This window comes from Paracoccus everestensis (genome assembly GCF_021491915.1).
Taxonomy (GTDB): domain Bacteria; phylum Pseudomonadota; class Alphaproteobacteria; order Rhodobacterales; family Rhodobacteraceae; genus Paracoccus; species Paracoccus everestensis.
In genome coordinates this window covers 2,737,463-2,755,859 of the sequence record NZ_CP090836.1, presented here as the reverse complement: position 1 = coordinate 2,755,859, position 18,397 = coordinate 2,737,463, and the positions used below count along the sequence as shown (strand labels likewise).

The 18,397-nt window shown below is 65.4% G+C and carries 20 protein-coding genes; 10 read left to right on the top strand and 10 right to left on the bottom strand.

Features of this window, described 5'->3' with window-relative positions; genetic code table 11:
- Positions 1-20: 20 nt before the first annotated feature.
- Positions 21-1,139 carry an alanine dehydrogenase gene (gene ald, locus LZ585_RS13765; RefSeq protein ID WP_234854096.1) on the bottom strand — a complete coding sequence of 373 codons (1,119 nt, stop codon included), beginning with the start codon at positions 1,137-1,139 and terminating at the stop codon, positions 21-23.
- Between the two features lie 133 nt (positions 1,140-1,272).
- Between ald and LZ585_RS13760 the strand changes: the two genes are divergently transcribed.
- Both LZ585_RS13760 and LZ585_RS13755 read left to right on the top strand, forming a co-directional pair.
- Positions 1,273-1,734, top strand: a complete 462-nt coding sequence (locus LZ585_RS13760) for an Lrp/AsnC family transcriptional regulator (protein WP_234854095.1) — start codon at positions 1,273-1,275, stop codon at positions 1,732-1,734.
- A 5-nt stretch (positions 1,735-1,739) separates the two neighbouring features.
- Positions 1,740-2,591 (top strand): alpha/beta hydrolase, encoded by an 852-nt coding sequence (locus LZ585_RS13755; RefSeq protein WP_234854094.1) that lies wholly within the window; start codon positions 1,740-1,742, stop codon positions 2,589-2,591.
- A gap of 4 nt (positions 2,592-2,595) precedes the next feature.
- Here the strand turns inward: LZ585_RS13755 and LZ585_RS13750 are convergent, their stop codons facing one another.
- Both LZ585_RS13750 and rpsU read right to left on the bottom strand, forming a co-directional pair.
- Positions 2,596-3,240: a hypothetical protein gene (locus LZ585_RS13750; protein WP_234854093.1), complete on the bottom strand. Its 645-nt coding sequence runs from the start codon at positions 3,238-3,240 to the stop codon at positions 2,596-2,598.
- A gap of 191 nt (positions 3,241-3,431) precedes the next feature.
- Positions 3,432-3,638, bottom strand: a complete 207-nt coding sequence (gene rpsU, locus LZ585_RS13745; protein WP_126153662.1) for a 30S ribosomal protein S21 — start codon at positions 3,636-3,638, stop codon at positions 3,432-3,434.
- 95 nt (positions 3,639-3,733) lie between these two features.
- On the opposite strand from rpsU, the gene LZ585_RS13740 reads away from it, so the two are divergent.
- Complete coding sequence (locus LZ585_RS13740) at positions 3,734-4,390, top strand: COQ9 family protein (RefSeq protein ID WP_234854092.1); 657 nt, start codon at positions 3,734-3,736, stop codon at positions 4,388-4,390.
- 14 nt (positions 4,391-4,404) lie between these two features.
- Positions 4,405-5,400, top strand: a complete 996-nt coding sequence (locus LZ585_RS13735; RefSeq protein ID WP_234854091.1) for an NAD(P)H-quinone oxidoreductase — start codon at positions 4,405-4,407, stop codon at positions 5,398-5,400.
- 122 nt (positions 5,401-5,522) lie between these two features.
- Here LZ585_RS13735 and LZ585_RS13730 read toward each other — a convergent pair whose 3' ends face one another.
- The gene (locus LZ585_RS13730) at positions 5,523-6,158 is read right to left on the bottom strand and encodes a ribonuclease T2 (RefSeq protein ID WP_234854090.1); all 636 of its coding nucleotides are present in this window, start codon (positions 6,156-6,158) and stop codon (positions 5,523-5,525) included.
- 185 nt (positions 6,159-6,343) lie between these two features.
- Here LZ585_RS13730 and LZ585_RS13725 point away from each other — a divergent pair, with 185 nt between their 5' ends.
- A complete protein-coding gene (locus LZ585_RS13725; protein WP_234854089.1) occupies positions 6,344-7,096 on the top strand; it encodes a DUF1013 domain-containing protein in 753 nt (250 codons plus the stop codon).
- A 67-nt stretch (positions 7,097-7,163) separates the two neighbouring features.
- Here LZ585_RS13725 and LZ585_RS13720 read toward each other — a convergent pair whose 3' ends face one another.
- The 5 genes from LZ585_RS13720 to LZ585_RS13700 all read right to left on the bottom strand — a co-directional run bounded on the left by LZ585_RS13720 (position 7,164) and on the right by LZ585_RS13700 (position 10,716).
- Positions 7,164-7,421 carry a GlsB/YeaQ/YmgE family stress response membrane protein gene (locus LZ585_RS13720; protein ID WP_234854088.1) on the bottom strand — a complete coding sequence of 86 codons (258 nt, stop codon included), beginning with the start codon at positions 7,419-7,421 and terminating at the stop codon, positions 7,164-7,166.
- A 115-nt stretch (positions 7,422-7,536) separates the two neighbouring features.
- The gene (locus LZ585_RS13715) at positions 7,537-9,009 is read right to left on the bottom strand and encodes an NAD-dependent succinate-semialdehyde dehydrogenase (RefSeq protein ID WP_234854087.1); all 1,473 of its coding nucleotides are present in this window, start codon (positions 9,007-9,009) and stop codon (positions 7,537-7,539) included.
- 215 nt (positions 9,010-9,224) lie between these two features.
- Positions 9,225-10,214, bottom strand: coding sequence for a P1 family peptidase (locus LZ585_RS13710; RefSeq protein ID WP_234854086.1), 990 nt, complete (start codon positions 10,212-10,214; stop codon positions 9,225-9,227).
- 1 nt (position 10,215) lies between these two features.
- Positions 10,216-10,542 carry an ion channel gene (locus tag LZ585_RS13705; RefSeq protein WP_234854085.1) on the bottom strand — a complete coding sequence of 109 codons (327 nt, stop codon included), beginning with the start codon at positions 10,540-10,542 and terminating at the stop codon, positions 10,216-10,218.
- 3 nt (positions 10,543-10,545) lie between these two features.
- Entirely contained in the window at positions 10,546-10,716 is a 171-nt protein-coding gene (locus tag LZ585_RS13700) for a hypothetical protein (RefSeq protein WP_234854084.1), read from the bottom strand.
- 38 nt (positions 10,717-10,754) lie between these two features.
- On the opposite strand from LZ585_RS13700, the gene smpB reads away from it, so the two are divergent.
- Genes smpB through LZ585_RS13685 form a run of 3 tightly spaced genes read left to right on the top strand, consistent with a single transcriptional unit; the run spans position 10,755 to position 13,321 of the window.
- On the top strand, positions 10,755-11,225 hold the full coding sequence (gene smpB / locus LZ585_RS13695) for an SsrA-binding protein SmpB (protein ID WP_234854083.1): 471 nt from the start codon (positions 10,755-10,757) through the stop codon (positions 11,223-11,225).
- Positions 11,226-11,284: 59 nt separating this feature from the next.
- Positions 11,285-12,139 (top strand): 3-mercaptopyruvate sulfurtransferase, encoded by an 855-nt coding sequence (sseA, locus tag LZ585_RS13690; RefSeq protein WP_234854082.1) that lies wholly within the window; start codon positions 11,285-11,287, stop codon positions 12,137-12,139.
- Complete coding sequence (locus LZ585_RS13685) at positions 12,140-13,321, top strand: amino acid aminotransferase (protein WP_234854081.1); 1,182 nt, start codon at positions 12,140-12,142, stop codon at positions 13,319-13,321.
- A 9-nt stretch (positions 13,322-13,330) separates the two neighbouring features.
- Here LZ585_RS13685 and LZ585_RS13680 read toward each other — a convergent pair whose 3' ends face one another.
- Positions 13,331-15,499: a ComEC/Rec2 family competence protein gene (locus tag LZ585_RS13680; protein WP_234854080.1), complete on the bottom strand. Its 2,169-nt coding sequence runs from the start codon at positions 15,497-15,499 to the stop codon at positions 13,331-13,333.
- A gap of 98 nt (positions 15,500-15,597) precedes the next feature.
- Between LZ585_RS13680 and gltX the strand changes: the two genes are divergently transcribed.
- Together gltX and gltA are read left to right on the top strand one after the other, a co-directional pair.
- Positions 15,598-16,992 (top strand): glutamate--tRNA ligase, encoded by a 1,395-nt coding sequence (gene gltX / locus LZ585_RS13675; RefSeq protein ID WP_234854079.1) that lies wholly within the window; start codon positions 15,598-15,600, stop codon positions 16,990-16,992.
- Positions 16,993-17,069: 77 nt separating this feature from the next.
- A complete protein-coding gene (gene gltA, locus LZ585_RS13670) occupies positions 17,070-18,362 on the top strand; it encodes a citrate synthase (RefSeq protein WP_234854078.1) in 1,293 nt (430 codons plus the stop codon).
- The last annotated feature ends 35 nt before the right edge of the window (positions 18,363-18,397 follow it).

Sequence of the window (18,397 nt, the reverse complement as noted above, 5' to 3'; positions counted from 1 at the left end):
ATCCGCGCCGGGCCGGATATTCAGCCCGCCAGCAGTTGATCGGGGGTGATCGCCTCCAGTCCCAAGGCCTCGCCCACCGGGGGCGAGGTCAAGCGGCCCCCATGGGTGGACAGGCCCGCCCGCAGATGCGGATCCTCCAGCACCGCCTGGCGCCAGCCCTTGTCTGCAAGCGCCAGCAGGAAGGGCAGCGTGGCATTGCCAAGCGCCTGCGTGGATGTTCGCGCCACCGCCCCCGGCATATTCGCCACGCAGTAATGCACGATCCCGTCCACCTCATAGATCGGATCCTGGTGGGTGGTCGGGCGCGAGGTCTCGAAACAGCCGCCCTGGTCGATGGCCACGTCCACCAGAACCGCGCCGGGCTGCATGGTGGACAACTGCTGGCGCGTGACCAGCTTGGGTGCCGCCGCGCCGGGGATCAGCACCGCGCCGATCACCATGTCCGCGCTGCGGATCAGGTCGGCGGTCGCTGCCGCGCTGGAATATTGCGTCGTCAGCCGCCCCATGAAGATGTCGTCCAGATAAGACAGCCGCGCCACCGACCGATCCATGACCGTGACATTGGCCCCCATGCCGACGGCCACCCGCGCCGCCGCCGTGCCCACCACGCCGCCGCCGATGATGACCACGTTGGCAGGCCGGACCCCCGGCACCCCGCCCATCAGCACCCCGCGCCCGCCATTGGCCTTTTGCAGCGCCCAGGAACCGACCTGCGGGGCCAGGCGCCCTGCCACCTCGGACATGGGGGCAAGCAGGGGCAGCCCGCCCCGCGCGTCGGTCACGGTTTCATAGGCGATGGCGGTGACGCCCGATCCCAGCAGGTCGCGGGTCTGGTCGGGGTCGGGGGCCAGGTGCAGATAGGTGAACAGAACCTGCCCGTCGCGCAGCATCGCCCGTTCGGCGGCCTGGGGTTCCTTGACCTTCACGATCATCTGCGCCGTGTCAAAAACGGATTTGGCGTCGGCCGCGATGCCGGCCCCGGCGGCGATGTAATCGTCATCCGTGAAGCCCGCGCCAAGGCCCGCGCCGGTTTCCACGACGACCTCGTGGCCGCGAAAGGCCGCCTCGGTCACGGCGGCGGGCGTCATGCCCACGCGGAATTCCTGCGGCTTGATTTCCTTCGGGCAACCGATCTTCATACTTATCCTCCCTTGTCTTGCGCACCACTGTGTCACCCGCCGCCCGCAAGGTGCTGCGAAGCTGTTGTCCCATGGGGGCCCTGCGCGACAAAAAACACTGGCAACCGGAATGCTGGTCGAAGAATATCCCGTTATGTCCGATCTTGATGCAATAGACCGCCGCATCCTGGCCCTGCTTCAGAAGGAAGGGCGAATCAGCAATGCTGACCTGGCGCTGCGCGTCCACCTGTCGCCATCCGCCTGCCACCGCCGCGTCCAGCGGCTGGAGGAAGCGGGCGTGATCCACGGCTATGTCGCGCTGCTGGATGCCCGCAAGCTGCGCCGCCAGACCACGGTTTTCGTGGAAATCACCCTCTCTGGCCAGGCAGACGAGGTACTGGAGGCGTTCGAAAAAGGCGTGCGCGCCATCCCCGACGTGCTGGAATGTCACCTGATGGCCGGGACCGCCGATTACCTGCTGAAGATCGTGGTCGAGGATACCGACGATTTCGCCCGCATCCACCGCCAGCACCTGGCCCGCCTGCCGGGCGTGGCGCAGATGCATTCGTCCTTCGCGCTGCGCACGGTGTTCCGCACCACCGCGATTCCGGTCTGACAGCGATGGATCGCCGCAGCCTGCTGGCCCTGCTGGCGGCAAGTGCCGCCGCGCCCGCCCTGGCGCAGCCCGGCCATGACCTGCCCGAGGACATTGTCCACCCCCGTGCCAGCCATTTCGCCTTTGGTCCCGCAGGCGATCAATGGCGCATCCTTGTGGGCCTTCCCGATGCGCCGTCGCCGCCCCAAGGCTATTCGGTCATCCTGTCGCTGGATGGGCAGCGGACCTTTCCCCTGTTCTGGCGGCACCGCGAAGCGCGGGCACCGCAGGCTCCGGTGATCCTGGTCGCGATCAGCTATGAAGGCGCCAACCGGCGCTGGCGCGACCTGACCTCGCGGTCCATGAAGCCGATCGCGCCGATCCTTGGCTATCGCGCGGCGCCTGCGGACCGGCTGACCGGTGGGCGCGCGGACTTCCTGGCGATGATCGGGGATGAACTGCTGCCCGAACTGGCCCGCCGTCATCCCCTGGATCGCAGCCAGATGACCCTTTATGGCCATTCTCTGGGCGGGCTGTTCGTGCTGCACGCGCTGTTCACCCGCCCGCATCTGTTTGCGCGCTATGTCGCCGCCGATCCTTCCGTCTGGTGGAACGCGGGCGAATCGCAGCGCGAGGCGGCGGCCTTTGTGGGCGGCGTCCTGGCGGCGGGCGGGGTGATTGACCCCGGGATACAGGTGATGATCGCCCAGGCGGGCCGGGCGCGTCAGAACCACCCCCATGATCCCACCGCCTTGGTGCGGATCCTGTCAGGGGTCCGGGGGTTGGAGGTTCTGTACCGCCCTTATCCCCAGGAAGACCACGGTTCGCTGATGGTGCCATCCACGGCAGACGCGTTGGACCTGCATCTGTGGCGATAGGATGTCAGGCGGTCGCAGGTCTGGCCCGGATCAACAGGCTGGCTGCATGGCTTACTGTCAGCGACAGGAATATCATCTCGCCCCCATCCTCGATGATGCCGAGGATGCCGGCCTTTATCGAGCCGCCCGCGGCCTGGGCATGCACGAAGTCGACAGCGACGCCGCAGAATATCGCCCCCCCGAGCAGCGGGAACAGGGACATGATCTGTCGCCGGACCGGCGAGGGCGCTACAATCCAGCCATATACTAGGGGTCCGGCAACTATTGCCCCTTCGAGGGCCAGGAAGATTATCTCTCCTGAACCGTTCGGCAGTTTCAGCCCTTGGAGCCAGGCGTCAGTCAGGATGATCCCGTACCGTTCGTGCAACTGAAGGCTGTCATCCAGAAGGGCGATTACGCATAGGTTAGCGAATGCCAGAAATATCATCGCTTTCTGCTGATGAAAGAGCATGGCCGAAATCCCGGCGAGGGCAAGCCACTTCGCATAATTCAGGACTTCGCCCACGCCCCAGTCGCGGTCGATCCTCAAAGCGTCAGGGAAGACGGCGATTGTTCCCGTTACGGATAACGCGCCCAGGAGCGCGTGAACCAGGATCAGCACAAAGTCGGCTAGCAATAGTGCCAGCATGACTGGAATATTAAAGCTCATGAAAGCCGAGCCCTGAGGATCGGCCGACGTTTGCAAAGCCATTTGAACTCGTGACCCGTACACACAAACTGGCGTTCATGGAAACGTCACACAGGTCAACGTGTCAAGCAACAACCTTTTGGCAGGCTTGGGAATGCAAACCCCCGCGGCTCGCGCTGCGGGGGTTTGCGGATAACGCGGATCGCGTCGTCTTACAGTGCGCCTTCGCGCTGTGCTTTTTTACGAGCCAGTTTGCGGGCGCGGCGCACGGCCTCGGCCTGCTCACGGGCCTTCTTGACGGACGGTTTCTCGAAATGCTGCTTGAGCTTCATTTCGCGGAACACACCCTCGCGCTGAAGTTTTTTCTTCAGGGCACGAAGCGCCTGTTCGACGTTGTTGTCGCGAACATTGACCTGCATGTGGTTGTCACCACCTTCCTAGGTTAGAGTTGCAAGATTGCAGGATGCGCCCCCCTATCAAAGCCGGGCGCCCTTGTCCAGCCAGAGGCTTGTCCATGACCCGAACCGACCGTGACGCCCTTCTCGACGCCGCCCTGACCCATGTCCCGTTCGAAGGGATGAACGATCGCGCCCTGATGGCAGGGGCGCGCGACCTGGGCCTTTCGCCCGACCTGGCGCGGGTGCATTTTCCGCAAGGGGGCGCGGGGCTGGCCGCGGCCTATCATCGCCGCGCCGATGCCATGCTGCGCGACAGCCTGGCCCAGATCCCGCCGGGCGGCCGTTTCCGCGACCGCGTGGCCGAGGCGATCTGGCGCCGCCTGATGCTGGTCGATGCCGAACTGGTGCGCGCGGGGGCCGCCACCTTGTCCTTGCCGCAGAACGCCGTCCTTGCCGCGCGCCTTGTCTGGGAAACGGCGGATGTGATCTGGACGGGCCTGGGCGATACGTCCCGGGACGTGAACTGGTATTCCAAGCGCGCCACCCTGGCAGCCGTGATCAGCGCCAGCGTGCTGTTCTGGCTGGGCGACACCTCGCCCGACCATGCCGAGACCCGCGCCTTCATCGACCGCCGCATCGACGGGGTGATGCGGTTTGAATCGCTGAAATCCAACTTGCGCAAGCTGCCGGGGGCGGAAACCATGGCGAACCTTGCCTTTGGCTGGATCCGCGCGCCCCGGTCGCGCGATCTTCCCGGCCGCACCCGCCCCTGAAAGCAGGAGAAACGATGTTCCCCGACGCCATGAACGCGGTCGAGATCACCGCGCCCGGTGATGCCGACGTGCTGCACCTGACCCGCCGCCCGGTCCCCGTACCGCGCCACGACCAGATCCTGATCCGCGTGGCCTATGCAGGGGTCAACCGCCCCGACGTGCTGCAGCGCATGGGCAGCTATGCGCCCCCGCCCGACGCATCCGACCTGCCGGGGCTGGAGGCATCGGGCGAGATCGTCGGCATGGGCGCGGGCGTGACGCGCTGGCGCAAGGGCGAACAGGTCTGCGCGCTTCTGCCCGGTGGGGGCTATGCCGAATATGTCGCCTGCCACGCCGATCACGCGCTGCGCATTCCTTATGGCCTGTCGCTGCGCGAGGGTGCCTGCCTGCCGGAAACGGCCTTTACCGTCTGGTCGAACGTCGTGACGCGTGGCGGCCTGACCGGGGGCGAGCGTTTCCTGGTTCATGGTGGCACGTCGGGCATCGGCATGATGGCGATCCAGATCGCCCGCAGCCTTGGCGCGCGTGTCTTCGCAACCGCCGGCAGCGACGAGAAATGCGCCGCCATCGCAGCGCTTGGCGCGACGCCGATCAACTACCGGACCGAGGATTTCACCAAGATCATGGCCGCCGAGGATGGGGCCGACCTGATCCTGGACATGGTGGGCGGCAGTTATATCCCGAAGAACATTAAGGCCCTGGCCCCGGACGGGCGGCTGGTGATGATCGCCTTCCTGGAGGGACCAAAGGTCGAACTGAATTTCGCGCAGATCATGGCGAAACGGCTGACGGTGACCGGATCGACCCTGCGCCCGCAATCGGATGCCGCCAAGGCCGAAATAGCCGAAGCGTTGCGCAAGCGGCTGTGGCCGCTGATCTCGGCAGGTTCGGTGAAGGTCAGGATCGACAGCGAATTCGACCTGGCGGACGTGGTCCAGGCGCATCGCCGGATGGAAAGCAGCCAGCATATTGGCAAGATCGTCCTGAAAGTGGGAGGCGACAGTGCCTGAGGCACGGTCAGGAGCCTCCGGCGGGGATATTTGAAGTGAAGAAGAATTCGGCGATGGTCTTCTTCACGGAAATATCCCACGGGGGTCCGGGGGCGTGAAGCCCCCGGCTTCGGAGAGCCGCTTCACCGCACTTTTTCCATCAGCACCCGTGGCAAGGGGCAATCCTGGCGCACGTCCGGCGCGCAATCGCGCAGGCGCAGGTCGGGGGTCAGGCAGATGCGGACCTCGGCCAAGGCCTGGGCCTTGCAGGTGACGGTGACGGCATCGCCGGTCAGGCCGGGATTGGCTTCGAGGAAGGCATCCTCGACCACGGTCGGGGGCAGGGTGATGTCGCGGGGCAGATCGTCGAAAGGGCCGGGGATCGCGATCCCCTCCACCGCCTTGCGCATCGTCGCATAGTAATCCCTTGCCGACAGGCCCGAACAACGGCCGTGCTTTCGCCACTGGTACAAGGCCAGACCGGGGTCCATGAGGTCGTCCAGGGCCTGCGCCTCTCGGCGCGAGGGGTCGCGTTCAGGGGTGTCGCAATGATCCGGCCAGCCTTTTTCATGCTGCGGCCAAAGCCCGTGGACGGTGAAATCCCGGCTGCTGCCGGGGCCGCATTCTGCGGCTTTGCGCGCGTCGCCGGTGCTGCTGCACCAGCTTGGTTGCCAACTGAGCGCCAGGACATAGTAATCGAAATCGCCGGCGACGCCGTCCGCAGGGGCGGCGCCGGGCCACAGGGCCAGGGCAAGCGGGATCAGGAATGCAGGTTTCATGGCCTCACCATGCCCGGCCTGGGCAGGCACGTCCACGGGCAGATGCGAATCCTCTTTTCCCCGGACGTGAGAATCGCTATATCGGCTGTCAATTCCCCCCGAAAACGAGGAATGGCACCCGCCAAAGCCGTTTTTCCGGCCCAAGCCTGCTATCGTTCGGGGGCAGACACGCGAAGGAGATTGACATGAGCAAGCCGCTGATGGCCAAGGCGACTGCCGTCTGGCTGGTGGACAATACCACGCTGAGCTTCAAGCAGATCGGCGATTTCTGCGGTCTGCACGAATTGGAGGTGCAGGGCATCGCCGATGGCGACGTGGCGGCGGGGGTCAAGGGCTATGACCCGGTCGCCTCGCACCAGCTTGATGCCGATGAGATAAAGAAGGGCGAGGCCAGCCCGGCCTATCGGTTGAAGCTGAAGCACAATCCCGCCTCGGAAGGCGAGGAAAAGCGCCGCGGCCCGCGTTACACGCCGCTGTCCAAGCGCCAGGACCGCCCGAACGCGATCCTGTGGCTGGTCAAGTTTCACCCGGAACTGGTCGATGCGCAGATCGCCAAGCTGGTTGGCACCACCAAGCCTACCATTGCCTCGATCCGCGAACGGACGCATTGGAACATCCAGAACATGCAGCCCATCGACCCGGTGGCCCTGGGCCTGTGCCGCCAGACCGAACTGGACGCGGCGGTGCAGAAGGCCGCCAAGAAAGGCGGCACCGGCGAGGTGATGAGCGATGACGAACGCCGCAAGCTGGTCAGCACCGAAACCTCTCTGGCGATGAGCGACGAGCCGCGCTTGCCGTCGTCGATGGCAGGGCTTGAGAATTTCACGCTGACGCGGGATGAGGGAAAGACGCCTGACCGTGAACTGGACGCGGAAAGCTTCTTCAACCTGCCCGATGGGGGCGATGACGAGGATGAAGACGACGATCAGGCTCGCTGATCCACTTCCATGAAAAAAGGCCGGTGCGGGATCATCCGCACCGGCCTTTTCCTTTGCAGACCGGGGATCAGGCCCGACCGCGCACCATGCGAACGATCCAGATCAGAATGCAGGCGCCGATCACCGCGACCACAAGCTGGCCAATGACGCTGCCTTCACCGCTGCGGCCAATCAGCATATCGAACAGGAAGTTACCGATCAGGGCGCCGACGATGCCGACGATGATGTTCATCAGCAGCCCGGTATTGGTCTTCATGATCTTTTCCGCGATCCAGCCTGCGATGGCCCCCAGGATGATCGACAGAATCCAGCCGAAACCTTCCATGCACTTCCCCTTTTTGCAAACGACCCCGTTGAAGCCAGGATGGCGGGGTCTTCGGGTGTCAATGCATTATGCCCGCCTTGCGTTCCCCCCAAGCGCCGGAAATCGTTGCGATCTGTCAGATCGACAGGCAGATATATTTCATCTCCAGGTAATCCTCGATCCCGTGGCGGCTGCCTTCCCGGCCCAGGCCCGACTGCTTGACGCCGCCAAAGGGCGCCACCTCGGTCGAGATGATGCCGGTGTTCACGCCGACAATGCCGTATTCCAGGGCTTCCTGGACGCGGGTGATGCGGCCGATGTCGCGGGCATAGAAATATGACGCCAAGCCGAAGATCGTGTCATTGGCCTTTTGAATGACCTCCTCCTCGGTGTCGAAGCGGAACAGGGGGGCCAGGGGACCAAAGGTTTCCTCGGTCGCGACCTTCATGCGGTCGGTGACGCCGGTCACGACCGTGGGCTGAAAGAACAGTCCTTCCATCCGTTCGCCGCCCGTGACGACCTGTCCGCCACCATCCAGCACGTCGCGGATATGTTCCTCGACCTTTTCCACCGCGTCCTGGTTGATCAGCGGACCGGTGGTCACGCCGTCCTCCAATCCGTCGCCGACGCGCAGCTTGTCCACCGCCGCTGCCAGCTTTTGCGCGAATGTGTCATAGACACCGGACTGGACATAGATGCGGTTGGCGCAAACGCAGGTCTGGCCGTTGTTGCGGAACTTGGACGCCATCGCCCCCTCGACCGCCGCGTCCAGATCCGCGTCGTCGAAGACGATAAAGGGCGCGTTGCCGCCCAGTTCCATCGAGCATTTCATCACCTGGTCGGCGGCCTGGCGCAAAAGGATGCGGCCCACCTCGGTCGAGCCGGTGAAAGTCAGCTTCCTAACCAAAGGGTTCTCACAAAACTCCTTGCCAATGTCGCTGGATCGCGACGAGGTGACGACGGACAGGATCCCCTTGGGCAGGCCCGCGCGTTCGCCCAGAACCGCCATGGCCAGGGCGGACAGCGGGGTTTCCGCGGCGGGACGGGCAACGAAGCCGCAGCCCACGGCTAGGGCAGGGGCGGCCTTGCGGGCGATCATGGCATTGGGAAAATTCCAGGGCGTGATGCTGCCCACCACGCCGATCGGCTGGCGGATCATGGTCAGGCGCTTGTCAGGCAGGTGGCCGGGGATGGTTTCGCCGTAAACGCGCTTAGCTTCCTCGCCGAACCATTCGATGAAGCTGGCGCCATAGGCGATCTCTCCCTTGGCCTCGGGGAAGGGCTTGCCCATCTCGGCGGTCAGAATGCGGGCCAGGTCGTCCTGGTTCTGCATCATCAGGTCGAACCACTTGCGCATGACCCCCGCGCGGTCCTTGGCAGTGCGCGCGGCCCAGCCCTTCATCGCCTCGGCAGCGGCCTGGATGGCGCGGGCCGCGTCCTTGCGGGACAGGTCGGCGACCTTTGCAATGACATCGCCGCGTGCCGGGTTGATCACGTCAAACGTCGCGCCGTCCGGCGCGTCCACCCATTCGCCGGCTATAAAGGCGCGGGTTTCCAGAAACGAAGGGTCGCGCAGCAGGGTTTTGAGGTCGGTGGAATGCTTGGTCATGGCGTGGCTCCCTTTGGGCGGTTGGGGCATGATCATCACGCAGACGGGACGTTGTCAAAGCCGGGGCGCAACGCGGCGCGTGTGGCAATCGCTAAAAATCGCCTTTGCCGTGAAACCGACCGGGACCGGATGCGTTGAAAGGGCATCGTCAAGCCTTCCCTCTTGGCGACCCTCTCTCTGATCGGGGCGGTGGGCCGGTGGCGCACCGCCCTTTTTCATGCCTGCAGGTCGCGCCAGACGGGTTGCAGGTCGCCCGGTGCCTGGCTGGCGGCATGGATTCCCCGTGCAATCGCCCGCGCCAGGCAGGATGCGGCGGCATGGCCCAGCAGGAAGAAATCGACCGCCGGGTCGGCCAGGGGCTTGGTGCCAGACGATACCGCAAAGACCAGGTCGCCGTCGAAGGGCGTGTGGCTGGGCACCAGGGCGCGGGCCATGCCGTCATGGGCGGCAATGGCAAGGCGTTGCAGGGCGGCCTTGTCCAGAACCGCGTCGGTGGCGACGATGGCGATGGTCGTGGCCTCGCCCAGGCGTTTCGCGGGCCGGGGTTCATCGGCAGCGGGAAAGCGATCAGGCAGGCCAAGCGCCCCCAGTTCCCCGTCCAGTTCCCAGGGCGCCGCCCAGAAATGCCGTGTATCGCCAACGGTTGCCCGTCCAAGCGCGTTGACCACGACCAGGGCACCCACGGTCAGCCCGTTCGCCAGGATGGCCGAGGCCGAACCCAGCCCACCCTTCAGGTTCCCCGTCGTGGCCCCCGTCCCAGCACCAGCCGTTCCGATGGCGAAATCCGCCCCCGCCGCATCGTAAGCCGCCCGCCCAAGCGCAGGATAGGGATTGTCGGCCCAATCCTTTGCCCCGCCGTTCAGCAGGTCGAAGACGATCGCCCCCGGCACGATCGGCACCCGCGCCGTGCCGACCGCAAAGCCCCGTCCCGCCGCGCGCAGCCCCGCCATCACCCCGTCGCAAGCCGCCAGCCCAAAGGCCGAACCGCCGGACAGCACAAGCGCATCGACCCCGCCCACCAGCTTGTCGGGGGCTAGCAAGTCGGTCTCCCGCGTCCCCGGCGCCCCGCCCATGACATGAAGGGCCGCCGCAAAGGGCGCATCGGCGGTCAGAACGGTGACGCCCGACTTGAGGCGCGGATCGCCGGCATTGCCGACCCGCAGGCCAGGGATGTCCGTGATCAGGTTCAGCGGTCCTGGTTCCATGCTATTCCCTTGTGAACTCGATCTGGCGCACGCGGACATGACGCAGCGATTCCACCATCAGCGCGGTCATCAGGCCAAAGCTCAGCAGCCCGTTGGCGGCGGCCAGCCCACCCAGGATGCGCCAGTCCCGCGGCATCAGCACATCGCCATAACCCAGCGTCGTGAACGTCACCAATGTGAAATACATTGCCTCCTCGAAACTGGCGAAGATGCGCAGCAGGTGAAAGGTCACGGCCCACAGCCAGACCGACATCGTGACCATCGCCAGCACCGCCAGGCTGGAAGCCAGCACGATCAGGATCAGCTTGGGCCGGTGCGGGGCGCGCACAAGCTACCCTTCCCACCGGGCAAAGGCCCCCTCCAGCAGCCAGATCCACAAACCGGCAATGGCGATGCTGCCCAGCATCAGGCACGATCCGAACGCAATCTGTCCCAGCATGGCGATGCCCCCCGTGCATAGTGCAGGGGCTATCCCCTGCCGGTGCCAGGGCGCAATGCGCATCTTTACACGCCCCCTGCCGCCCCCTATCTAACCCCGTCATGGCCACAGATCCCGACAAGAACTACAAGATCATCGCCGAAAACCGGCGGGCGCGGTTCGATTACTTCATCGAAAGCGACCTCGAGGTCGGCATCATGCTGACCGGGTCCGAGGTGAAGTCCCTGCGCACCGGGCAGTCGAACATCGCCGAAAGCTATGCCTCGGTCGAGGGAGGAGAGCTGTGGCTGATCAACGGCTATATCGCCGCCTACAAGCAGGCGGGGGTGTTCGGCCACGAGGAGCGCCGCCGCCGCAAGCTGCTGGTGTCGCGCAAGGAACTGGCGCGGCTGTGGCAGGCCATCGGACGCGAGGGGATGACCCTGATCCCGCTGGTGATGTATTTCAACCACCGCGGCATCGTGAAGCTGAAGATCGGCGTGGCCAAGGGCAAGAAGAACCACGACAAGCGTGAAACGGACGCCAAGCGCGACTGGAACCGGCAAAAGCAGCGGCTTCTGAAGCAGGGTTAGCATTGCACCAGTCCGGTCGCCCTTGTAGATCGGTCCCGCGCCATGAACAGGAGGGGGCCTTGCAGGACGATCCGAAAACGCTGGTTTCGACCGAGTGGCTGGCGGCCCACCTGAACGATCCCGACCTGCGCATCCTGGATGCAAGCTGGCATATGCCGGCCACGGGCCGCGACGGGCGGGCCGAATACGACGCGGCCCATATCCCCGGCGCGCGGTTCTTCGACATCGACGCGATTTCGGACAAGCGCAGCGCCTTGCCGCACATGGCCCCCCCGGTCGAGATGTTCATTTCCCGGATGCGCGCCATGGGCGTGGGCGACGGGCATCAGGTCGTGGTCTATGACAATTCCGACGTGCGCAGCGCCGCGCGGGTCTGGTGGACCTTTCGCCTGATGGGCAAGACCGACGTGGCCGTGCTGGATGGCGGCTTCGCCAAGTGGCAGGCCGAGGGCCGCCCGATCGAAGATATGCCCCCCATCCTGCGCGACCGCCACATCACCGTGCAGCGCCAGGCGGGATTGGTGCGCGACGTGACGCAGGTGGCATCTGCCAGCAAGCTGGCCGATCACGGCATCATCGACGCCCGCGCCCCCGAACGCTTCCGGGGCGAAGCACCAGAACCGCGCCCCGGCTTGCGGTCTGGGCACATCCCCGGTGCGCGCAACGTCCCCTTTGGGCGGCTGCTGAACGCGGACGGCACGATGAAATCGCCCGATGCCCTGCGCGCCGAATTCGAATCCGCCGGGGTGGATCTGAAAAAGCCCGTCATCACCAGTTGCGGCAGCGGCATCACGGCCGCCGTTCTGTCGCTGGCGCTTGAACGGATCGGGCACCGCAACCATTCGCTTTACGACGGAAGCTGGACCGAATGGGGCAGCTTCCCCGACCTGCCCATCGCAACCGGAGACGCCTGAATGCTGTCGAACCTGAAACCCCAAGCCGCCGATTCGATCCTGAAGCTGATCGAGGAGTTCAAGGCCGATACCCGGCAGGGCAAAATCGACCTGGGCGTCGGCGTTTACAAGGATCCGCAGGGGGTGACGCCGGTCATGCGGGCGGTCAAGGCGGCGGAACAGCGGATCTGGGAAACCCAAACGACCAAGGCCTATACCGGCCTTTCGGGCGAGGCTGACTATCGCAACGCCATGGCGCAGATGGTGCTGAAGGACGTGCCGGGGGACCGGCTGGCATCCTTGGCGACGGTCGGCGGCACTGGTGCGATCCGGCAGGCGCTGGAACTGGCGCGCCTGGCCAATCCGGGGGTGACGGTCTATGTGTCGAACCCGACCTGGCCCAACCACCTGTCGATCATGAAGTTCATGGGCCTGCCTTTTGTTGAATACCGGTATTTCGATGCGGAAAGTCGGGGCGTCGATTTCGACGGGCTAAAGGCCGACATCGCCCAGGCTGGCAAGGGCGACATCGTGCTGCTGCACGGCTGCTGCCACAATCCGACCGGCGCCAACCTGTCGATGGACCAGTGGAACGAAGTCGCGGCGATCCTGGAGCAATCTGGCGCGATCCCGCTGATCGACCTGGCCTATCAGGGTTTCGGCGACGGGCTGGAGGAAGACGCGGCCGCCACCCGCATGATCGCGGCACGCCTGCCCGAAGTGCTGATCGCCGCGTCCTGTTCCAAGAACTTCGGCATATATCGCGAACGCACCGGCATCCTGTTCGCCTTGGCTGGCAATGCGGCTGCGCGCGATCTGGCCCAGGGGTCGATGGCCTTCCTGAACCGGCAGAACTATTCCTTCCCGCCCGATCACGGCGCCCGCATCGTCAGCACCATCCTGACCGACGACGCCCTGCGCGCCGACTGGGCCGCCGAGCTTGAGGAAGTGCGGGGCACCATGCTGGGCCTGCGGTCGCAGTTGGCATCGGAACTGCGTGACCTGTCGGGCAGCGGCCGCTTCGATTTCATCGAACAGCATCGCGGGATGTTTTCCCGGCTGGGCGCCACGCCGGAACAGGTGGCCAAGCTGAAATCCGAGGCTGCGATCTATATGGTGGGCGATTCGCGGCTGAACATCGCCGGGCTGAACCAGCACACCGTGCCGGTCCTGGCCCGCGCCATCATCGACGCCGGGATCTGATCCCCGGCATCATCCCGGGCTGCGCAGCATCTCGTTGACGCCGCGCAGGACGGGACCGCCCTCGTCCATCTCGACCGTCACGGCGCCTGTGGCCCGCAGGCGCCCCAGGTCCAGCATCACGCAGGGCCACTCGGCGCGCGCTGGCAGCTTTTCCGACAGAACCACAATCCTGCGCGGCTGACACGCGGCTGGCGCGCGGTCGGCCGCGCCCTTTCCGGTAAAGTGCCAGATCTGCCAGCCCCCCGGCAGCGCGGCCATACGGTCGCGCTTGTCGCCCTGCCACGCAGGCCGGGCGGCCAATTCTTCCTGGCTGGCCATGTCACCATCCTCTTGCAGCCAGGTATCGACGATAAAGGCCCCGCCCGACGGTTTCGACGCCGCCCGGCCCTGCGCGGTCATCAGGCCCACTGCCTCGCCTTCCGGGGCGATCAGCAACAGCGGGCGGCTGGCGGTCAGCCAAATCCCTCCGGCGGCGGCCAGCATCGCAACCCCCGCCAAAAAACCCCCGCCCGTCAGGCTGAACCGTCGCAAGGCCGATCCGCCCCGCCAGCACAACACCGCCATTGTCGCGCCAAAGCACATCAACGGGATCACCGGCGCGGGCGGCAGGGGCAGGGCTGTCACCGCTCCCCCTAAGCTTGCGACATATTCCGCCACCCACAGCATCCACCTGGTCCCCAGCCCCATCACCCACAGCGCCGGTCCCGCCAGGCCCACGGGCGCCAGAAGGGCGCCGATCACGCCCGCAGGCATCACCAGGGCGCCCATGACCGGCACGACCAGCAGGTTCGCCAGCAGGCCATACTGCGCCATCCGGTTGAAATGCGCCGCCGCCAGGGGCGAGGTCGCGACCGAGGCCACCAGCGACGAGACCAGCAGCATTGCCACTGGCCGCAGCCAAAAGGGGATATGGGGAGAGATCTTCGACCAGGGACCGGCGGTCAGGATCAGCGCCACGGTTGCCGCAAAGCTCATCTGGAAGCCGGGATGGGTCACGGCCTCGGGCGAATAGATCAGGATGATGGTGGCCGCCAGGGCGATGGTGCGCAGCGATATCGCGCGCCGGTCGGCGACGATCGCCAACAGCATCACCGCGACCATGACAAAGGCCCGTTCGGTCGCAACGCCTCCGCCCGAAAGCCACAGATAGGCAGCCGATGCCAGCAGCGCGCCAAGGGCCGCGATCTTGTGGACTGCTTGCGGCAGGGGCGCGCCAAGGCCTTGTCCCAGCACCAGGGCCATGCGCAGCGCGGTATAAACGAAGCCCGCCAGCATCGACATATGCAGGCCGGAAATCGAGATGATGTGATACAGGCTCGACGCCCGCATGACCTCGTTCGTGGCCTCGGCGATCCCCGATCGGTCGCCGGTCATCAGGGCCGATGCCACCGCGCCTTCCTGTCCGCCGATGCCCTTCTGGATCGCCTGGCTGACAGCCATCCGGGCGCGGTGCATGGCCCAGATGCCGCCCTCGGCCGATTCGACGGTCATGATCGGCGTGCGGGTGTAACCGACGGCACCCAACCCCTCGAACCAGGCAAGCCAACGGAAATCGAAGCTGCCCGGCGATGCCGGGGCTGGGGGCGGGCCAAGATGGCCTGTCAGCATCACCCGCTGGCCCAGTGGCGGCAGCGGATCGGACTGCTCCATCAGCGACAGCCGGACCTTGCCGGGCGTGCGTGCGGGCGCGGTATCGCGCAGCACCACCCGGTCCAGCGTCAGCCGGACCCGGTCGCGGGCGGATCGGTCGATTTCCACCAGCCGCCCTTCGATGGGGCCATAATATCGCCATTCCATGACCGGGGCTGCGACAGTGGCCGACCGCAGCCCGATCAGGCCGAAGCCCGCGATGACCAGCAAAAGCGCGGTGGATCCGATCCGCAGGGCATCCGCCAAGGTCCAGCCGATGCGCCCCCGTTCGGCCCATGGCAGGGCCAGCCGCGATACCGCAAGCGCCAAGGCTGACAGCAGGCCAAGCCCGACCCATATCCTGCGCCCAGGCGCGGCAGGAAGCGCGAACCAGAGCGCGATCCCCAGGGCAAGGCACACCGGCACCCAGGCGAACAGCCCGGTGCGGACGGTGGCCGCCATTCGGGCGGGCCGCACATCCATGTGCCGCGATGCCGCGCGCGCACCGGAAAACCCCGGCAGCGCCGCCATGTCGCCCGAAGCGGCCATTCTTGTCCTTTCGCCCTGGCTTGGCTATCTCTCGGCGCGAACACTGGCATGGACAGCTTACCAAAGCGTTAATGCCCGCCCCGATCCAGGAAGCCGCCATGTCCGACACGCCAATCGTCACCCGCTTTGCCCCTTCGCCAACGGGATACCTGCATATCGGCGGCGCACGCACGGCGTTGTTCAACTGGCTTTATGCGCGCGGCCGGGGCGGCAAGTTCCTTTTGCGGATCGAGGATACCGACCGCGCCCGCTCCACGCCCGAGGCCACCGAGGCGATCCTGAAGGGGCTGACCTGGCTGGGCCTTGATTGGGATGGCGAGCCGATCAGCCAGTTCGAACGCCGCGACCGCCATGCGGAGGTGGCGCGGCAGATGCTGGCCAACGGCACCGCCTACAAGTGCTTTTCCACCCCCGAGGAGATCGCGGAATGGCGCGAGGCCCATCCGCGCCAGCCGTTCCAAAGCCCTTGGCGCGACGCGACCGATCTGCCTGATGCGCCCTATGCGATCCGCCTGCGCGCCCCGCGCGATGGGGAAACGGTGATCGACGATGCCGTGCAGGGCACGGTCCGCGTGGCCAACGACCAGCTGGACGACATGATCATCCTGCGGTCGGACGGGACGCCCACCTATATGCTGGCGGTGGTGGTGGATGATCGCGACATGGCCGTGACCCATGTGATCCGGGGCGACGACCACCTGACCAACACTTTCCGCCAGGTGCAGATCTTCGACGCGATGGGCTGGCCGCGCCCTGTCTTTGCCCATATCCCCCTGATCCATGGCGAGGATGGCAAGAAGCTGTCCAAGCGTCACGGTGCGGTGGGGCTGCACGAATTCGCGGCACTGGGTTATCCCCCGGCGGCGATGCGCAACTATCTCGCCCGTCTGGGCTGGAGCCATGGCGACGACGAACTGTTCGACGACGCCCAGGCTCGGGAGTGGTTCGACCTGTCGGGGATCAACCGTGCGCCGGCCCGGCTGGATTTCAAGAAGCTGGAACATGTCAGCGGCCATCATATCGGCGCCATGCCGGAGGACGATCTGATGGCGGTGCTGGACCAGTTCCTGACGGACACGGGTGCCGCGCCCTTGACCGGCCAACAGTGCGGCCGGATCACGGCAGCACTGCCAGCCCTGAAGGAAAAGGCCAGAACCCTGCCGCAATTGCTGGACCAGGCCCGCTTCGCGCTGATCGAGCGGCCGGTGGAACCGGACGAAAAAGCGTCAAAGTCTCTTGATTCGGTATCCCGTGGTATGCTGTCCGCGTTGACTGCCGCAGTGCAGCATGCTAGCTGGACCCGAGACGAGCTGGAGCAGGCGGCCAAGCAGGTTGCCGAGGAAAACGGCGTGGGCTTGGGCAAACTTGCGGCGCCGTTGCGCGCCGCCCTGGCCGGACGGACCGCGACCCCCAGTGTGTTCGACATGATGACGGCGCTAGGCCGCGAGGAATCGCTGGCCCGGTTGCAAGACCAGACGGATTTGGCAGGCTGACGGCCTGCCCTTACATGCCAGGGTCGTCCCCCGCGAAGTCGAAGGTCGGCCCGGCCCAGCCGGAAAGGACGCCTTGGATGGCCGACGCGACAACCGCCACACTCAAGATCAACGACTCCGAATACGAGCTTCCGATCCTTCGTCCCACCCAGGGACCGAACGTGCTGGATATCCGAAAGCTTTACGGGCAGGCGGACGTGTTCACCTATGACCCTGGCTTCACCTCGACCGCAAGCTGCGATTCGACCATCACCTTCATCGACGGCGACAAGGGCGAATTGTGGTATCGCGGCTATCCCATCGAGCAGCTTGCCGACCAGTCCCATTACTTGGAAGTCTGCTATCTGCTGCTCTATGGCAACCTGCCCACCGCCGAGCAGATGGACGATTTCGAGCGTCGCGTGACCCGCCACACAATGGTGCATGAACAGATGCACAACTTCTTCCGGGGCTTCCGCCGCGACGCCCACCCGATGGCGACCATGGTGGGCGTGATCGGCGCGATGTCCGCCTTTTATCACGATTCGACCGACATCAACGACCCATGGCAGCGCGAGGTTGCGGCGATCCGCCTGATCGCCAAGATGCCGACGATCGCGGCGATGGCCTACAAATATTCGATCGGCCAGCCTTTCGTCTATCCGCAGAACGAACTGGATTACGCCAGCAATTTCATGCATATGTGCTTCTCCGTCCCGGCCGAGAAATACAACGTCGATCCGGCCCTGGCCCGTGCCATGGACCGCATCTTCACGCTGCACGCCGATCACGAACAGAACGCCTCGACCTCGACCGTGCGGCTGGCGGGATCGTCGGGCGCCAACCCCTTTGCCTGCATCGCGGCGGGCATCGCCTGCCTGTGGGGTCCGGCCCATGGCGGCGCGAACCAGGCCTGCCTGGAGATGCTGCGAGAGATCGGGACCGTGGACCGCATTCCCGAATTCATCGCGCGGGCCAAGGACAAGTCCGACCCGTTCAAGCTGATGGGTTTCGGCCACCGCGTTTACAAGAACTTCGATCCCCGCGCCAAGGTGATGAAGGAATCGGCGGACGAGGTTCTGGATCTGCTGGGCATCCACGACAATCCGACGCTGCAGGTCGCGAAGGAGCTGGAGAAGATCGCGCTTGAGGATGAGTACTTTATCGAGAAGAAGCTTTATCCCAACGTCGATTTCTATTCCGGCATCATCCTGGAAGCGATGGGCTTCCCCACCTCGATGTTCACGCCGATCTTCGCGCTGTCGCGCACGGTGGGCTGGATCGCGCAGTGGAAGGAAATGATCGGCGACCCGCAGGCCAAGATCGGCCGTCCGCGCCAGTTGTATGTGGGCGAGGACAAGCGCGACTATCTGGACGTCGCCGCGCGCTGATCGGTCGCAGGTTCCAGAGGCCCCTTCGGGGGCCT

What these genes read in the sequence shown, in the direction of transcription:
- ald (WP_234854096.1), bottom strand. Translation starts at nt 1,139, where the DNA reads ATGAAGATCGGTTGCCCGAAGGAAATCAAGCCGCAGGAATTCCGCGTG.
- LZ585_RS13760 (WP_234854095.1), top strand. Translation starts at nt 1,273, where the DNA reads ATGTCCGATCTTGATGCAATAGACCGCCGCATCCTGGCCCTGCTTCAG.
- LZ585_RS13755 (WP_234854094.1), top strand. Translation starts at nt 1,740, where the DNA reads ATGGATCGCCGCAGCCTGCTGGCCCTGCTGGCGGCAAGTGCCGCCGCG.
- LZ585_RS13750 (WP_234854093.1), bottom strand. Translation starts at nt 3,240, where the DNA reads ATGAGCTTTAATATTCCAGTCATGCTGGCACTATTGCTAGCCGACTTT.
- rpsU (WP_126153662.1), bottom strand. Translation starts at nt 3,638, where the DNA reads ATGCAGGTCAATGTTCGCGACAACAACGTCGAACAGGCGCTTCGTGCC.
- LZ585_RS13740 (WP_234854092.1), top strand. Translation starts at nt 3,734, where the DNA reads ATGACCCGAACCGACCGTGACGCCCTTCTCGACGCCGCCCTGACCCAT.
- LZ585_RS13735 (WP_234854091.1), top strand. Translation starts at nt 4,405, where the DNA reads ATGTTCCCCGACGCCATGAACGCGGTCGAGATCACCGCGCCCGGTGAT.
- LZ585_RS13730 (WP_234854090.1), bottom strand. Translation starts at nt 6,158, where the DNA reads ATGAAACCTGCATTCCTGATCCCGCTTGCCCTGGCCCTGTGGCCCGGC.
- LZ585_RS13725 (WP_234854089.1), top strand. Translation starts at nt 6,344, where the DNA reads ATGAGCAAGCCGCTGATGGCCAAGGCGACTGCCGTCTGGCTGGTGGAC.
- LZ585_RS13720 (WP_234854088.1), bottom strand. Translation starts at nt 7,421, where the DNA reads ATGGAAGGTTTCGGCTGGATTCTGTCGATCATCCTGGGGGCCATCGCA.
- LZ585_RS13715 (WP_234854087.1), bottom strand. Translation starts at nt 9,009, where the DNA reads ATGACCAAGCATTCCACCGACCTCAAAACCCTGCTGCGCGACCCTTCG.
- LZ585_RS13710 (WP_234854086.1), bottom strand. Translation starts at nt 10,214, where the DNA reads ATGGAACCAGGACCGCTGAACCTGATCACGGACATCCCTGGCCTGCGG.
- LZ585_RS13700 (WP_234854084.1), bottom strand. Translation starts at nt 10,716, where the DNA reads ATGCGCATTGCGCCCTGGCACCGGCAGGGGATAGCCCCTGCACTATGC.
- smpB (WP_234854083.1), top strand. Translation starts at nt 10,755, where the DNA reads ATGGCCACAGATCCCGACAAGAACTACAAGATCATCGCCGAAAACCGG.
- LZ585_RS13685 (WP_234854081.1), top strand. Translation starts at nt 12,140, where the DNA reads ATGCTGTCGAACCTGAAACCCCAAGCCGCCGATTCGATCCTGAAGCTG.
- LZ585_RS13680 (WP_234854080.1), bottom strand. Translation starts at nt 15,499, where the DNA reads ATGGCCGCTTCGGGCGACATGGCGGCGCTGCCGGGGTTTTCCGGTGCG.
- gltX (WP_234854079.1), top strand. Translation starts at nt 15,598, where the DNA reads ATGTCCGACACGCCAATCGTCACCCGCTTTGCCCCTTCGCCAACGGGA.
- gltA (WP_234854078.1), top strand. Translation starts at nt 17,070, where the DNA reads ATGGCCGACGCGACAACCGCCACACTCAAGATCAACGACTCCGAATAC.